The following is a 17,813-nucleotide window of genomic DNA, read 5'->3' on the forward strand; positions in this document are numbered from 1 at the left end:
GTCAGTAATGATGACATCAGCGGGTGCGGTCCTGTTCTCGATCATGGTCTTCGCAAATACATGATCACCGACGGACCGCACCCGTCCTACATGGACCCCCAGACCTCGCTGGATCCCAGCAAAACCCCAGCTCAACAGCATCTCAACCGACTACGCAACAGCCCTGCGTCCTACCTTCCGTCGCCTTGACGTAGGCGAACTTGACGCCGCTCGCCGCGACTGCGGGCCAGTTGATCGGGCCCAGGTTGTGATCGTGGCTGGAAACGTCGATGCCCCGGACCGTGTAACCCGCCGGGATGGCGGCGCTCTTGGCCATCGCGCCGCTGCGCGCGCCCGGGGCGATGCCGGCGTTCGCTCGGCCGCCACCGTCGACGGACGGGTCCGCGGCCTGCGCCGGCTGCGTCACACCGAGCGCCGTACCGACCGCGAGGCCGGCGGATATCAGCACACAGAGCAGTTTTCTACGCATGGTGAGGTGGATTTCTCCTGGTCGCTGAGTCGAGGCATCCGTCGGCGTGGCCGCGGCGCTCGCTAGGCCTGCGCGCCGCCGACGGGTGGCTGATCGAAGTGGGTCCGCAGAGTATCCCTTGCCGGTGGAGAGTCGCGCTGGCCGGTGGACCGAAATTAGATCATTTGTAGGACGCGTCGAGCCGTACGGTGGAAATCAACTCCCCGTAAAGTTCCGATCCTTATCGTGAAAATTTCCTCCCCATTCTTATTTGTTTGACACCGCTGGTTCCGTTGTTTCCTTCCTCCCCGAAGGGGTGTCTGCGCTTTGCTGAACGCCGGGCCGGATGTGAGTGGGAGGTATTGATGAAGGAAGATGTTTATCACGGCACGGGCGACATCAGGGTACTGCGACCCTGGCCAGCTTCTCAGCATGCGGTCCGAGGTGCCCGGCATGCCGAGGCCCGTAGGGAGGAGAAGCGGCGGGCGCGTGCGGACGAGCTGATCGAGATGTATTTGAGCGTCTCTGAGGTCAAGCACGGTGAGTTCGACCCGCAGGCGCGGGAATTGGCGTACGACGCCGCGCGGTCCCACGTGGTGGCGGCGGGTCGCGAGCTCGGTGCCGATGCGCTGCAGGCGTTGCAGAGGCTGTCCCGCCTCGCCCACGAGTACAGCCGTTTCGTGGCCGACCTGCCCGACGGAGCACCGGAGGCCGTGCGGCAGGAGGGACTGGAGGCGTACACCCGGCTGCTGGGTGAGTCCGCCGACTCGGCGGATCAGCTGGCGGGGGTGCTGGCGGTCCTCGTCGACCAGGCCCGACAGCCGATCCTCGGCGAACGGATGGCTGCCCTGGCGTCCGACCCGGATCGGCTGAGCGCGGTACTCGGGCCGGTGCCGGCAGGCGACGAGCGGGTGGCGCTCGAAGGCTTCCTCCGCGCACGGGTCGACCAGGCCAACACGGATCTCGCCGCCGGCATCCGGATCGGGGCCGTCGCCGCCCGCTTCGCGCCGGACCGGGTCGACGCCGCCCTCGACCGGTTCGGCGCCAGCCTGGACCAGGCGGCCCGGGACTGGGCGGACAACGCGGCACTGCGGGCGTTGGCGGGGCGCCCCGAGGGGCGCGACTTCCTGCGTGAGCCCGGGATCGACAGGCTGGACGACATCCTGTCGGCCCTCGCCCGGGACGCCAGTCCGCAGGCGTTGGCGAGCCTGCCGTCCCTGCTCGCCGCGCTGCCGTTGATGGGCGTCGAGGCGGTGGCGGTGCGTGACCTCCTGGAGAACGTCGGTCAGTTCCTGCAAGGCGAGGCCGGCGCGTACGACGAGGCTGTCAAACTCGCCGCCAAGTTACGCGTACGGTCTCGCGGCGCGCTGATGGAGTTCGTCAGGGCGCTCCACGTCCTCGATTCCCGGCTGATCGATCTGGGTAATCGCATCATGGAGTGTTCACCACCGGTGGACGTCGGTTGTCCCTCACAAGAGGACTACGGGACACTCCCTGAACCGCTGCAACCTCGGGGTATGGCGGAAGATGACATGGACAGCCTGCTGCGGCAGGCCCAGGAACTGCAGCACCAGGTTGCCTCCGTCCGGGACCAGATGACGGTCCTCGAGGTCACCGGCACCGCCGCAGGGGGCGCGGTCGCCGTCACGATGACGCCGACGGGCGAGGTCAGAAGCCTGCGGATCGACGACGAGGTGGTGGCCGGCGGGCGCGCGGAGGTCGAGGAGACTGTACTGCTCGCGTTGCGCGACGCGGCTGATCAGCTCCGCCAGCAAACCACTGAGAGGATGGCGAGCCTTCAGGACGTGCTCCGCTCGGCAGGTCGGTTCTAGGGCTCTGACACACGCCCGGGGCCCGCACCCTTGTCTGCTCAGGGACCTCCCGATCGTATCGGCTGAACCCCGGACCCGTCCCGTCCGTTCTGGGTGCACGCCACGTCAAGTCCCGTATCGAGGGAGCTGTTATGCCCACAATGTCCGATTGCCTGCCTGGTGTGCTGGTCTCTGTGCTCGGCAAGGGCTTCATGTACCAGCCGACCTCGAGCGGTTCGCAGGTCAACGCCGACCTGTTGGAGACCGCCAACGGGTTGAGCGTCCCGCAGGGGGTCACCGTCTTCGTGAGCCGGGGTTCGGCGTTCGACCCCGCCCTCCTGCGTTACCTGAACCAGTTGGACCCCAGAGTCCGAGCCGGCTACACGGTCATGGTACTGGACCCGGAGAAGCGGTCCCCGGTCACCGACGTGACGGCGCTGCGGGAAGTGGCGGCCGGACTCGACCTCCCGGTCTATGCGGCCGCGCCCGTCGAAGGTGCCGATGTCGTGCCGGTGGACCACGCCGGATTCGTGACACCCGAGGCCAGTGCCGGTTATTACCGCATTCTTCCGCCGAGCGCGGTGGCGCAGCGGTCGGCGCTGCTCGACGCTGTCAGACTGCCCGGGACGCCGTCCAGCATCCAAGAGGGGTTGGACCGGCTCGCTCGCTGGCATGAGCAGGTCACGGTCACCCGTACACAGCTCGGACTCGGCACCAACCCGGGGGACCTCGCGCATACCGAGCCCGGAACGCACGCGACGACATACGCGCTCGCAGCACACGCCGCGCGCTACGGGGGCGCGAGAGCTTTCGACGCGCTCACCACCACCGAGCCGCTGACGGCCAACCAGGTGGCGAGCGCGCTCGGCGGCACCCTCACACCCGTGGGGCCGGCCGCGCTCGCGGACGGGCTCCGCCGCAGTCCGGGGTCGTCGGCGCTGGTCACCGGCAAGGTCACGGGCACCTCCATCGAGCAGATCTTCTGGCTGACCTCGGACGAGAACGGCGAGCTGGCCTGGCACGACCCGCGCGCCGCCGTCGGTGCGCAGGTCTTCGACATCGACGGTGGGAACGACTGGCGCACCGCCGTACTCGAACGCGATGACGCGCGGGCGATGCTGGTCGGACCGGACGGCATGCCGGTCGCCCTGCCCGAGGCCGTCGGGCCTGCGGTGGTTGGTCCGCTCAACCACGAGGTGACGTACGTCGGTCCGTGGCCCGCGAAGACCCGTGACGGGTACAGGCTGAACCCCGGCGACCTCGCGGGCATGCCCGTCATCGCGGTTGACGTGCGGGTGCAGTCGGGCAAGGACCGACCGTTGGACCGGGGGCAGTTCGTCGAGATCAGGTCGAGGCTGGAGCGGTACTACCTGAACAACGTTCGGCCGACGGTCGTCGCGACCCGCCAGCACAACACGATCGAAGAGTTTGCCCGGACCTACGACGCGGCCGTCGTCCAGCGAGTGATGCAGCCCGGTATCGAGGATCGCCCCGGCTGGCAGGTAATCCGCCCCGGTGCGGCGGCGCATACGTTCGACGGTGCCGCCGTGACCCGGGAGATGCTGGACGCCGCAGACCTGTCCGGCATGACGGTTCGTGAACCGTTGCCGCCCGTCCTTGTCGAGTTCCTGAGCCACGAGTCGTACCAGCAGGCGGCGCAGGACTTCGCCGAGCATGCCGACCAGTTGCGGGAGCCGGCTGTCCTCACGGCCGCGCGGGACCTGGCCGCCAGGTTCCCGGAGGATCTCCGACTGCAGGGGCTCGATCTGGCCCTGCGAGTGGCCGAGCGGGCACCCGAACCCGCCGGGGCGGACCCGGTTCAGCCGGTCCTGATGCACATGTTCGATGCCCAGCCGCCCTGGCCGGCGGGCCGGCCCGTCGACGCGCGCTTCGTCTTCGACTACCTGACCGCGTCCACCCGCTGGCAGGACGAGTTGGCGCCCGACACGGGCACGCAACCAGGAACGACGCACAGCAACCGGATGGCGTGGGACAGCCTCTTGTTCCAGGGCATGCTGAACGGCTTGTTCCAGGGCATGCCGAACGGCGGCATCGACCCGACCGAGGCGGTCGTGCTGGCCCGCGCCGTGGGTGAGTCGCATATGGAACGGGCCGCGCGGGCGGCGGTGGACGGGGCCAAGGAGTCGGCTCAGGCACACGCCTCCATCTTCGAGGCGACCAAGATGCTGCTCAGCAATGACCCGGCGGGCTGGCGTCAGGTGCTGTCCGTGGACTGTCTGAGTGGCGCGGACCGGGTACCCTGGCACTTCCGGTTCAAGGAACTGGTGGAGAGTGACCGGTTCAAGGAACTGGTGAAGAATGACCGGTTCAAGGAACTGGTGGAGAGTGACCGGTTCAAGGAACTGGCGGAGAGTGACCGGCTCGTAGAGGTGCTGAAGGTCGAGATCACGGAGCTGACGGGGATAATTCTGACCTGCCACTAACGCACCGGGCCGGACGAGGAGATCCGCGATGACGGACGTCGCCCAGGTGCCCTGCCCCGAGTTCGTCACCACCTGGGTGCGCTCCGGTCAGTGGCTCAGCCTGGGCGGCCCGGTGCCCGACCTGGTGCTCGCGGCCGGGCACCTACCGGGAATCCACCAGGTCCACATCGCCCCGGCCGCGATCGGCAGCGGGCTCGTCGCGGACGTCCTGCGTAGCCAGCCGCAGTCTGTCGTCGACCGGATGGTGTACGTACCGCAGGGTCTCGGTTCTGGTCCGGAGGCCGCGGTCGGCCATGCCGACCAGCTCGGCCTGCCGGTGCTCGTGCGAGCCCCCGACTCGCTGGCGCTGAGCGGACCGCAGGTCGTGCCGTTCGAGACGTTCGGCGGGACCGGAGCCGTCCTCGTGCACCCCGCCGAACGCCTGCCCAGGATGGCATTCGCCCTCGACGGCCGGGCGCTGACCCCGGCCCGGCTGGCGTCGATCACCGACCACGTGGTCGAGTCGGTCGGCGCGAACCAGGACCAGTTGGCACTGCTCGGTGCTCTGGCCGGTGCGCTCTATCCGGCGGGCGTACGGCGCCTGCCCGGTCCAGCGCAAGCGATCACCGGGACGTCTCCCGCCGTGGACGACTTCCGCACCATCGATCACTGGGGCCGTACCCTCTCCTGGGAGGCGGTGGACGGGGCGCTCCGACGGTCGGGACCGGGGAGCACCGCACTCGTCCTCGCCCTCGGTGCCGACGGGCGGCTTCGGGGCCTGGCCGTCTACCGCTCCTCGGACGAGCGGAACGTGTGGATCGACCCCCGGGCCGGGGGCGAGGCGCGGCTGGTGCCCGACGAGGGCCGGTCGAGGGTCGTCGCGGAGCTGGGAGACCCGGCGGATTCGCGGATCCTGCTCATCGATCCGGACGGCGGCACTGTCGGGAACCAGCAGCTCATCCTGCCTCCCGCCACCAGTTCGACGTCGGCGTCGACCGGACGCGATTCCCACCTCGCCGCCCCTGGCGGCGACACGAGCCGGCGGGAGCCGGTCGTCGCCGGGCAGGCCGGCGGTGGTCAGGTGGTGACCGCCCAGGGTGAGCCCGGGACGCGGCAGACGGGTGTACCCGTCCTGTGGGACGAGGCGGTCGAGGCGCAGGAGGTGGGTCTGCTCGATGTCATACCCGGTCCGGGCCACCGGCGAGTGTTCTCGGGTGGCGTCCTGGCCGCTTACCTGCGCAATCTGCGGGTCACCTCGACCAAGAACGACGTACCGGCGGATCTGGGTGCCGGTGCCGCCCGGCGGATCGTCAGATGGATCCGAGGCAGGGTCAACGCGGCGACCACCGACAGCGCGCTGACGGCGCTGCTCGGCAAACGGCCGGGGACGGGACCGCGCGGACTGACCGTCGAGGTCGAGACCGGCCTGCCGCCGGCCCCCGCCGACGAGACGGCGCAGGAACGTGAGGTGCGACAGGCGAGAGAGGCGGACCTCGGCGACTGGCTGACGGCGCAGGTGTACCGGCACCTCAACGTCGGGTTGACCCGGTGGGCGCAGCGGGAGGGCAGCGGACGGGTGCTGCCGCAGGTCCGGGTGCGGCATTCGGTGGCACGTAGCTCGTCGGCGAATTTCGTCCGCCTGCGGGGCCTTACCCACGAGCCGGTAGCGAGCCAACCTCACCAGTTGACCGGACAGTGGGCCAACATCCTGCGGGGACGCACCATCGACGTGGCCCTGGACCCGTCCTCACGTCAACCGACCGGGCAGGCCGTGTCGGCGGTCGACGCGTTGGCCCGGGAGGTCGCCGACCAGGCTGTGCTCCGGCACCTGGTCGTCGACGAGTTTCGCGGCAGGCAGATCACGAAGCTGGCTCCGGAGGAGACGTCCGGTCCGTACGTCGAGCTTTCGGCCACGTACGACGGTGTCAACGGCGACTCGGGGGACGCGGAGGAAGCCACCCGCTACGTGGCCGACGCGTTCGAGCGGAGCCTATCCGCGGCGATCGACCACCGCATTTCGGACCTGACGGGCAATCCCGCCGACCCGGAGCAGGTCCGGGATATCTTCTTCCGGGTGTGGATCCAGGTCGAGGCAGACCCGGTGTCCAATGGCTCGGCACCGGCCGCGCAGCTCGGCTACGTCATTCCGCCGTCTCCGCCGACGCGTGTCGACGATCTCGCCGCGCCAGGGCTGGACTACCTGAGCCGATGGCGTCTGAGCCCGATCTCCTCGGGGGAGGACGGGTGGTGGCGTGCCCACGACCCGGTGCCGGGCGTGGACGACATCGTTTCGGTGCTGCCGCGATCGGCCTTCCGGACCGTGGACGCGGAGTTCAATGACATCGGTGAGCGATCCGGCCGTCGGGAGCTGTTCAAGACGATTGGCGCCGCCGTTCGGTACGACGTGGCCCGGGTCGCGATCGAGGAGAACACGTCCTTGGACGCGGTATCGTCACCGCGTTTCCTCCGGATCTTCCGCCTGAGGCTCCACCTCGCCGCGGAGGGAAACGTCACCGCCCGGGATGTCGAGGCGTTCAAGGCGCACGCGTGGGCCGCGATCCGGCAGGAGATCAACGGGCGCTTCCGCCTGCCCGGCGGTGACCAGTTCCACCTGGACGTGCGGTTCACCGACGACGCGAAGGACGCCTACCACATCATCGGAGTGCCGGAGAGCGGCGGAATGAGCACCGGCGTCTGGCCCCGGAGCGATCTGCGCGAACCCGTCCAGGTGGTCCGGGACTCGGTCCTGCACGAGATGCTGCACCTGCTGGGTTTGCCGGACGAGTACGTGCAGAGCGGTGGCGCGTCCGACGCCTCGTCGGTCCTGCGCCGGACGAATCGGGCGACGAACGATCCCCGGGGCCCCCGCCGACCGGACCTGCCACCCGCGCTGATGCAGGACGTCAGTCGTGCGGGCGGGGACCACGTCATCGCGCCGCGCTATCTCTGGGAGATCGCGTTCGTCCAGGAGAGCCACGTCGCCGCGCCGCTCACCACCGTGCGCCGTGGCGGCGCGACCATCGACGTCACTTTTCCCGCCATGGCCGGCCCGGCAGCCCTGCTGGAGCACATGTTCGCCGAACATCCAGCCGTCACCACCGGCAGGTTGGCCGACAACCTGCGGTACGAGCACGACGTCACGGCGGCTCTTCTGGCCTGGTACCCGGAGCGGGTCAAGGGCTACACCTACGTCATGCTTCCCGCCACGGTGGCCGAGCGTCTCGTCGCGGGCGAACGGTTCCCGTTGCGGGGGCAGAGCGACGAGTTCGAGTACGTCCCGGACGGTTACACGGTGGTGGTCGTCCGCTCGACCAGTCTGTTGCTGCGCGGATCCAAGGGGGAGTTGAGGTTCGTCCTTCCGTCCCCGGACGCGCCGATCGTCCTGAGCCAGCCCTGGTTGAACGGCGGTGGCTACTTCGAGCAGGCGCAACCGTCCGACCCCGGGGCGGACCAGGTCTCCGGGGTGACGGTCGACCTGTCGGACCGGGTGGAGCCGGCGCTCTCCACACGGTTGCCGCTGGGCCGTCCTCCGACGGACCGGAGGGTGCTACGTAAACCGGAGCCCACGGTGGCGCGGCCGCGTGGCGGGGTTCCTCGGCACGTACCGGACCGCCGGATGGACCAGCCGACCCTCACGTCGTCGACGCCGACCCGCCGTCGGCGGCCGGCCCCCGAGCAGGTGACACCGTCCAGCCAATTGTCCGAGGACCCGCAGGCGGTGTTCCGGCGGGTGACGACCATGCCCACGAGCGTCCGGAACGAGTACCGGAGGTGGGCGAACGAGGTCATCGAGGGCCGGCAGTCCGCCGGCAAGGTCGCGGAACTCCCTCCCGTGCGTCGCGCCGAACTCGGCGACCGGGTGCTCGACCTGCTGCGCAACAACGACCACCGGCAGCAGTACGAGGCCGAACGGCTGGCCGGTGACTTCGTCGACGGATTCCTACGCGACGGACCGCCGCCTCTGCCCGCCCCGCTGTTCGGGCGTGATCTCGAAGCCGAGTTCACCTTCGCCCCGGCCGCGACGGACCTGTCATGGCCCGATCATGCCGAACTGGACGCCTTCGTGAGGTCGATCGTAGCCGAGACGTCGCGGCGCGTCGAGGACGGGCTGCCACCGCTTCGCCTACGTGCCGCCGTGGGGCCGGCCCGGGTACCCGGGCTCATCGACCGCCTCGTGGAACGGGTGCCCGCACTGCGTCGAGGGCTCGGTGAGCGCGCGGCCCACGCTCGCTCCCACCGGCTCACCGAGACACTGACGGAGCTGTTGAAGACGCACGACCGGGCGGACAACGGCGTGGTCTTCACAGAGGACGCCGTTCGGGTGGTCACCACACCCCCCAAGCAGGGGCCGAGCCACGACTGGGTCCGGATCTGGGTGGGCGCGCCGGCCGGCGAGCAGGGACCGGTTGTCGACGCCGTGCCTCCGGAGCAGGTGCCCACCGCCGCCCCGAGCCGGTCGGAATCGTCGACGACTCCCGACGAGGCTGCCGTGACTCCCGACGAGGACGCCGTGACGCCGGAGACTGCCGACAGCCCCAACCTGGTGGCGTACCGGCAGTTCCGGGCGTACGGCCTGCCCCACCTTTCGGTCGAAGGCGTCGCGGCGCCGGTCGCGGACGGACTCGCCTGGGCGTTCGCGCCCGGTGCGCTCGGCAGCGCGGCGGCGGACGTTCTGGAACGGGCAGGGCTTCGTGCGCTGGTACCCGCCAGCGACGGCTACCTCGCGGCCGCCATCGCCACCCTCACCCACCGTCGCCTCCCGGGAGGCGACGAACTCGCCAGGCAACCTCCCGAGATGTTCCACGTGGCCATCGCCGGCATGCTGGAGGCGGAGCTGTCGAGTGCCGGCACCGACGGCCCTCGGCTCGGCCTGGACACCGCCGACGACACCGCGCGCCAACAGGTGGTCGACTGGATCGCCGAGGGCCTGCCGCCGAGCCGGGTGCCCGAGGCGATCCGGACCGCTCTGCGTCTCGAGGATTCGGCGTCGGGGCGGGTCCGAGCGGTGGTCACGCTCATGGCCAACCTGATCGAACGTCCGATCGACGTGCTCTTTTCCGACGGCGTGGTGCACCGAACCGGTGACCAGGACCCGGCTCGGGACGCTCTGCTGCTGGTAGCGACCGATGACGGTCGACTGCTGGCGACCGTACCCCGTGATGTCGTGCCGGCCCTGCTGCCGGCCAGCGGCGACCGGATCCTGGCCGCGACCGAATTCGGCGTCGAGGCCAGCATGCCGAGCGACGTCGCGACGTTCGACGGTTTGCAGATGTTCCTGCGGCATCTTGCGGGTGCGGAGGATCTGCCGCTCCTGACGTCCGATCAACTCGCCGCTTCGTTGCGTGGTGCTGCCGCTCCCGCTGGGGACGGCCTCGCGGAGGTGCTGCGTCAGGTCCGCGCCGCCTCGATCGAGCGGGCGACGGGAATCCCCGCCGACCCGGCCGGACTGACCGTGCTGCCGCCGGGTTCGACGTCGGTCAACCGGCTCACCGAATTCCAGGTCAGTCAGCTCGAGGAGGCACGCCTCGGTACGGTCTGGACGGCACCCGGCGCGGACTCCCTTTTTGAGGCCCTGCGCGTGTCGGCGCGCCACGGTGCGCAGCGGATATCGGATCTCGCCACGTTGCCGACGTCGGCACTGCGGCACAACATCGCCGCGTTGCTGCTCGCGGACCTGGCGGGTTCGGGCGGTGTCGCCGCGCCGCTGCTGGGGTTCGCCTCGCAGATACCCCAGGCGAACCGGGAGTCGGTGCTGCGTTGGATCTCGGGGCTCGCTACCCCCGGAGCGTCCCTGCCCCGGCAGACACCGAGACGGATCGCCCAGGTGCTCACGCGGGTGTTCGCCGCCCGGGTGGAGCTGATCCATCCCACCCACGTCGAAACCGTGCCGGCAACGGGGTCCGCCGAGGGCGCCGACGCGCCACCGCTGCGTCTGCTGGTGACGGCCGACGGTCACGTGATGCCAGCCGTGCCGGTGAGCGACCGGTACGACGCGCTGCGTCGCCCGGCCGACGCCCCGGACGTCCTCGACGGCGCCACCGCCACGGACGGCTCCCGGACGACCGGGGATGGCGCGCGGCCGGTGCAGGCGCCCGAGTCCGGCTCGATCGCGCACACGATCGGCATACCGCACCAGACCCTGCCGCACCTCGACGAGGCGGTCGCGAACATCATCGCGGCGGCGCACGTCAGGGGCGTGACGATAGCGCCGAACGAGCAGGCGATGCTGCCAACTCGGCTGCTCAGTAACTACCGGGAGCTCGTCGGGGGCGGCCACCTCGTCCAGGTCGGTGGGGTCGAGATGCTGGTCCAGCTCAACCCCACCGAAGCCGCCCTTGCTCCGGACCCCGCCGACCGGCGTTACGTGGCCGACGATGTCGACGACTGGGACGCGGAGGACGCGGGCGGCGCGCACCCGGCCGATGCGGAGGCCAGGCAGAAGCTCTTCCACGCGACCCAGGCGACCAGCAGTGGCTTCAACACGGGCGGGGCTTCGCTGTTCAACTCGGGGCAGGCCGGTGCGTTGCGGGGGGCGGTGGGCCTCGGCCTCGGCCTCGGCTTGGGGCCGGGCGTACTCGAGGTGGCGCGGGTCGGGGTCACGATCTCCGGTACGGCCAACCGGGTCGACCGTTCGACGTTCGGCGCCCAGGACGCCGAGTCGGGCCGGGTGCAGGACGACCGGATCGACTCGACGCTGGTGTCGTACACGCCGAACTGGTCGGTGCGGGTGCGTTCCGGCGCCTCGACCGGGTGGGCTGAGCCGACGACCTGGTCGAGCGCCCAGACCCACCCGGACGGGCAGGAGCGCCTTGAGGTCTGGATCCCTGATCACTACCTGCAGGAGGGGGAGGCGCAGGTCCGGGCCAAGCGCCCGACCGGTGACGGGGCGCTCGCCGCCGAATTCGACCGGCTGAGTAGACAGCTCCCGGACACGTACTTCGCGACCGGGTTGACCGGCCTGCCGGAACTGTACGACCGGATCGTCGCCGAGTTGCGGACGAACGGCCTGTCGCTCGATCCGGCCGGCCCCGAGCGCCGTGAGCTGCGCCAGGCGCTGTGGAAGCTGAGCTTCAACCTCGACAGGGCGATCAACGGCCGGGAGCCCGCACCGGTGGCCGACGACCGGGAGGCGCAGCGGAGGCAGGTCCAGGCCAACGCGGGCGGTTACCCGATCACCCTGCACGACCGGGGCGGCCATGCCGTGGCGGTGGTGATCGTCCGAACCGAGCGCGATGCCGACACGGCCACCCGGGTCGGCGTCACCAGCGACAGGTCGCACATCGAGCGGGTCAGCACGGCCATCGGTGCGCAGGGCGGAAGTTTCGGTCTGACCAACGAGAGTGACATACGGTTCAGCGGCGAGCTGAACTTCATGCCGATGCCGGGTCTGGTGCTGGGTCCGAGCCTCGGTGTCGGCTGGACGTGGAGCAACAAGGACTCGGTCAGTGGCGGCCACACCGGCATCTGGGTGCACGTGTCGGGCTACGCCGGCCGCACCGCCGGATACCGGCTGGGCCTGCGGCACAGGGCCGTCGTGCACGTCGCGAACAAGCCCAGAAGTAAGCCCACGACCACCGCCGACGTGCGCGGCGAGGCCCTGCTCCGACTTCCGGAGCCGGCGGCGTTCGCGCACGGCTTCCCGGTCGACGCCAGCGCGCTCCGTCAGTTCCTGGACCCGGAGGTGTCGACCGTCGAGTACGTCCCCGGCCTGGTCAGGGACGGAAGCACGCCGGCAGGCGAACTGGAGAACGTCCTCCTGCCCCGGCACGTCGCACTGGGTCGGGGTATCGGCATGGGTGTGGCGACTGTCGACGACCAGGTCGCCGAGGAGCTTCGGGGACAGGTTCTGTCGGAGCTGGCCCGGACCGGTTACGTCCCGCCGCGCCGGTTCCCGTTCGCCACGCAACCGACGCTCGGCACGAACGCCCACATCGGCAGCGACAGTCGGCTGGCCAACCTGTCTCTGCTCGACAAGTTCATCTCCACGAACGCCTTTTCCGCCTTCTACGACCAGATCCACCAGGATGGCCTCTCCTTCACCCTGCGCGGTGATCCGAGCGGACACCGGGGTCGCCGGGCCCGGGTGACGATCAAGGCGGTCCAGGAGCCGGAGAAGCTGAGCGAGACGAACGGTCGGGGCAACTCGACGCTGCTGCAGCGCCGGACCGGCGAGTACCACCTCGTGAACCTCGCCATCGGGAGCAGTTCGGGGTCGTACACCGCCGGTGGTCGGCGGGCCCTGGCCCTGAGCGCGCGGTTCGCCGCCGGGGTGAAGCTGATGCAGACCTGGGGAGTGGCGGCCGAGTACGGCTATGGGAAGGGCGCCAGTCAGACCGCGGGTCAGACACTCAGCGAGCCGCAGTTGCTGGCGTACCCGGGTGAAGTGGACGAGTTCCGACTGCCGAGCCGCTATCGGGTGACCGTCGATTACGAGCACAAGCCGCGCCAGCAGTCGCCCACGTGGCAGAGCGAGCCGGTCGGCGGTGAGGCGACCGTGCTGCTCGTGCCCTCGATCAACACTAGCGTGGTCGACGACCAGGCGCCCATGGACCAACCTACCGACGTGAGCGTGCTGGACCAGGCGGTCATCTACTACGCGGACACCACGGGCCTGGTGGACGCGGCACGCCGGCTCCAGCCCATCCTCACGGGCCCCGGGAAGCCGAGCGACGAGGAAGTGTCGATATTCGTGGGCACCACTGCCGTGCGCTCGTACTTCAAGGAGATCCTGCACGACGAGTACCTGACCGAGAACTTCTTCCGCTCCGGCCTCCTCCGCCACAAGCAGGGGAGTCTCGGTGTGCACGGCACGCTCGGGCCCAGCCAGTTCGTCGGTGCCACCAGCGACCAGTTCACCGCGGGACTGATCAAGCTGTACCTGTCCCAGGCGTCGCACGCTCACAACAGTGGCCACGGCATCAAGTTCCTGCTGGATCAGAGGGTCCGGGCGGCGACGACCGCCGATAACCTCTCCGCGGTCCAGAGTCAGCCCTCGGCGTGGGTCCGCTACGGCACCAACGAGTCACAGTCGTCGTCACACACCGGCGGCGTGGAGATCCTCGACCTGGACTTCCACAACATGTACGCCTTCCTCGCTCCCGTCGACTTCACTCTCACCGGGACGTACGAGGCCCACGCGAAGCTGCTGCCCACGTCGGTGCGCCGGCCGCCGTCGGAGTCCGTCAACGGGCGGCAGGTGATGTATCTGCTCCCCGAGCACGAGGCGCTGAAGCGGTACGGCGAGGGCACCGTACCGATCGGCCACACGCAACTCATGAACGCGTTGCGCCGCTGGAAGGACGGCGGCGGGGGCGCCAAGGAGAAGCTGGAGCTCAGCCGCCAGGACGTCCGGGCCGTCATCGAGCGGATGGCAAGCGAGTCGCAGACGATGCCGGACTACCCGCACCACCAGGAACTGCTGAACCTTCGGACCTACCTGACCGAGCTCAGTCACGACGCGCTCAGCTCGCGCCTGGCCACCCTCGGCTTCGACAGCGTCGCCGAGTTGACCATCCCCGACTATCTACTCCCGAGCGGGCCGACCTCCCTGGGATACAGCGGCGTCCACACCCTGTCGTTCCGGGACCGGGCGGAGAAGGCGCTGCGGCCCTTCGACATCGTGCACGAGGCGATCGAGGCCGCCGTTCCGGGTCTGCTCGGGGCGCGCCGATCCCAGTGGACCCCCGACAAGGCGGACCGTGGACCGGTGGAGGTGTGGTGGCGGCGTCTCGTGGGCGAGAAGCCCGTCATGGGACGTCTCGCCGGTGGCCTCGACTACCTCGAGACCATGCTTACCGGCAGTCGCCTGAAGTCGATGAGCGACGACCTGATGCAGGGCGTCCAGTTCTACCTGGTCAACAAGGTCGCGGGAGCCCTTACCGAGGTGGTGGAGGTCAAGCTGCGTCTGACGCTGGCCACAGCCCCGCAGATCTTCGACTTCGTACCCAGGACCGGCATCGAGAGGTACGGCCACGCGTACAGCGCGCAGAACTCGGGCACGTCGAAGGGGTTCTCCGGGGGCGTGTCACCGGTTCCGCCGGCCTTCGCTGGTGCCGACAACACCGCGAACACCAGCGGCGCCTTCGGGCTCAGCTTCGCCGGTGGACGGCAGACCGGCGTCGTCCAGTCTCACCAGACCACCGAGGAACAAACCGCCTACGACTGGGTCGCACACTACCTGGCCCGCTCTGACGTCTCGCTGAGTGTCGAGGTCAATCGGCTCGACATGCCCAACCGGGGTTTCTCCAACCTGCTCATGCACGGCGTGCGACCCCGCACCGGGCAGTCGACGCCGGTGCGGCGTGAGCGGGAGGGCGAGCTGGTGCTGAAATTGCCGCACAGCGTCGCCGAGGCGCGCCGGCTGTCCCGCCGGTTCGACAAATCCGACCTGCGCGCCCTGCCGAAACTGCCACCCGGCGCCTACATCCACACCGTGTTCCTGGAAGATGCGCTGGCTGCCGGCTGGGGTCTGCTCGGCCGCATGTTCGGTCCCGAGGCGAACGACAGCACGTTCCGGTCGTCGGTCACGCTGCCCACGCTGCTGTCGCGGAGCCATCTCAGCAACTTCCTGCGCCGAGCGGTCGCCGGTCAGCGAAACACCCTCACCGACGACATGTTCCTGCCCGGTCGATCTCGTACCCGCGCCAGCCTGCACCTCGTCGGCGATTTCCACCATCTCGAGGTGCTGTTCCAACTCGATGGCAGCGGCACCGGCCGGTACGTGAAGGACCAGGCGGGTACGAACGTGACCGCGAGCAGGGAGGAGATGCGACCCGAGCTGTCGGCGAGCGTCAACCAGGACCAGGCGCTCGGCGTCAACGACCCGGCTCATCCGACCGAGCCGTGGGGAACGCACGCCGGCGCGGCCAACACCAGGTTCGCCCGCGTCGCTCCCCGGGGCGACGGCAGCGGACAGACCGTGAACTACCGGACCGAACAGCATGTCAAGCAACAGGGCCGGCTGTACCTGGTACGTATGCGGTTCAAGGGTCGGCTGGAGGCGGAGCGCTTCGAGACAGATTCCTCCCAGCCGACTGGCACTTTCGTCAGCGACCGGTTCACCGGGCCGGTGTACGCCAAACTCTTCGAGCACGAGATCGCCGATCTTCAGGCTCGACTGAGCGAGGTGCCGGCGTCGGAGCCGACGACCGACCCGGGGCGGTGGCCCCGCTCCGACGACCACACGCCGCGCCACGACCTCGATCAGCTCGCCAGCGTGTCGGGCCGGGCCGGCCACGACCAACTCACTGTCGCCGAACTCGTCTCCGGCCACATCCGGGACTACGCCCGTACCAACCAGGTCGTGTTGTTCTCCTCGGCAGCCCGTCGCGCCTACCACCGTTACCTGCTCGTCGAGGAGTGGGCGATCAAGCAGCTCGGCGAGGGCGACCCGGACGCCGACCGGCTCCGCCGGGACGTCGCGGGCCGCTACGACCTGATGTGGAAAATCAACGAGAGTACGCCGACTCCGGCGTTCGTCGACGAGCTGACGACGCGTACCGCCAGTTTGATGGAGTTGGTCCGGGAGCGGAGATCCGGGCTGATTCCGCCGGTCGGATTCACCTCGGACACCTACGATCCGCTCCTCACCGCCCGGCTCATCGCGCACAACCTGCGTCGCTACGTGCAGCTCGACCTGACCGAGGCGGACGGCACGGTGACCTCCCACCGCATCGACCCCGCCGGCCACCTCGCCTTCGACACCGGCCAACCGCCGCCGGACGTCGTCCCGAGCGGCGTACCCGACATCCTCGTCACACCGCAGCCGCGCGTGCCGTCGCCGGTCCTGGACGCCGGGCCAACGCCCGACGAACCGCTGACCGACCTCGTGGTGCTGCCGCCGGGCAGCAGGGCGGAACTCGATGCGGGCCAGCTCTACTGGGTCGGGCCGAAACCCACCGCGGCTCGGGGTGGAAGAGTCCGCTCGGCGGCTGCGGAGGTGGACAGCCCGGTCGTCTATCTCGGCAGCGCCCGGCCGGGCCTGAAGCCGATGGACGCGGACGTACGGGATGTCGGGCGCCTGGTGCAGCAGTTGGCTCTGCGAAAACAGCAACCCGTCGTGGTGACCACGGCCCAGTTGACCCCGGCGCTGAAGACCATGTCACAGACGTACGGCTTCAGCATCGTGCACCTCATCCCCAGATCCGGCGCGATGGCGGGCGGTCTGGCGGCGCTGCCGTCGGCCGTACTGGCGCAACAGTCCGCGCTGGCCCCGGTCTGGCAGGTCGTCGGCGGCGACGGTGACGTCGAGGAACAGGGCGAGTCGTTGCGGGCCCCCGCCCTGCTCCGGGCCGGCGAGTTGGCCAGGCCGAGCGGCGACTCGACCAGCCGGGCCGTGGGCAAGCTCCTGCTCGCACCGACCAGGGACGCGAAACTGGATGTGCTCACCGCGTTCCGCGACGAGTTGGCTGGTCAGCGCGCCCGTGACGACCTGCGGAAGATTGTCGAGCAGGTGGACGGCGACCCCTGGTTCCAGAAGTTCACGCCGCTGCTGGGAGAGCTTGGTGGGTCGGGCAGGGCGGAGTTCGTGCTCGACTTCCAGGAGTTGGAGAGCCCGGTCGAACGCAACAGCCTGCTGATCGGCGACGTGGGCCGCGGGATAGACGTCGGCCTGCGCGTCGGCCTCATCCATGACTCGGGTCATCAGGTCGCCGGCGCGGCCACGGCTCTCCAGGCGGTCGACCTCTTTTTCGCCGGCGGGCTGCCGGCCGCTGTCGATTGGGTGCAGGCGAACTCCGCTGACCTGCGTACCGACGCGAAGCAGCACTGGGTGGACGCCATCAGAGGCGTCGCCGCCGGGCATGCGGGCCGGGCCGCTGACCTCCTGAAACTGGCCGAGGCGGTGTACAACTGCTGACCGGCCGGCCTTCGGTAACCGCACGATCGCGCAAGGTGAGTTCAGTGGATGTCAAGACGATCTGTTTATGGTCGTCCGGCGATCTACAGGAGAGTCCGTATGACAACAATCGCTGTCGTCGCCGCCGGGTCGGTGGTACGGCAGGGCGTCTGTCGTCTGCTTGCCGAGGCGTCGTCGAGGTTCACGCCGTGTGGCTTCGCATCCCTGGTGGAGATGCCTGCCGAACTGGATCCGGATGTGGTGGTGATCGACTGGCCGAATCGTGCCGTCGACGC

General features: G+C 69.6%; 4 protein-coding genes. 3 read left to right on the forward strand and 1 reads right to left on the reverse strand.

The genetic code is table 11. The features are described from left to right. Window positions 1-142: 142 nt before the first annotated feature. Window positions 143-469 (reverse strand): GH25 family lysozyme, encoded by a 327-nt coding sequence (locus ACLQ24_RS23775; RefSeq protein ID WP_425893923.1) that lies wholly within the window; start codon window positions 467-469, stop codon window positions 143-145. Between the two features lie 494 nt (window positions 470-963). On the opposite strand from ACLQ24_RS23775, the gene ACLQ24_RS23780 reads away from it, so the two are divergent. From ACLQ24_RS23780 to ACLQ24_RS23790, 3 genes are all read left to right on the forward strand, one after another. Continuing rightward, window positions 964-2,280, forward strand: a complete 1,317-nt coding sequence (locus ACLQ24_RS23780; protein ID WP_425893924.1) for a YbaB/EbfC family nucleoid-associated protein — start codon at window positions 964-966, stop codon at window positions 2,278-2,280. A 161-nt stretch (window positions 2,281-2,441) separates the two neighbouring features. Continuing rightward, window positions 2,442-4,703: a hypothetical protein gene (locus ACLQ24_RS23785; protein ID WP_425893925.1), complete on the forward strand. Its 2,262-nt coding sequence runs from the start codon at window positions 2,442-2,444 to the stop codon at window positions 4,701-4,703. Between the two features lie 28 nt (window positions 4,704-4,731). Then, window positions 4,732-17,538, forward strand: coding sequence for a hypothetical protein (locus ACLQ24_RS23790; protein WP_425893926.1), 12,807 nt, complete (start codon window positions 4,732-4,734; stop codon window positions 17,536-17,538). Window positions 17,539-17,813: the final 275 nt, after the last annotated feature.

The organism is Micromonospora sp. DT4 (assembly GCF_049841675.1).
In the GTDB taxonomy this organism is placed as follows: Bacteria; Actinomycetota; Actinomycetes; order Mycobacteriales; family Micromonosporaceae; genus Micromonospora.

Bases quoted from the DNA above. Each gene is read 5' to 3' on its own strand.
- ACLQ24_RS23790 (WP_425893926.1), top strand. From the start codon at position 4,732: ATGACGGACGTCGCCCAGGTGCCCTGCCCCGAGTTCGTCACCACCTGG.
- ACLQ24_RS23775 (WP_425893923.1), bottom strand. From the start codon at position 469: ATGCGTAGAAAACTGCTCTGTGTGCTGATATCCGCCGGCCTCGCGGTC.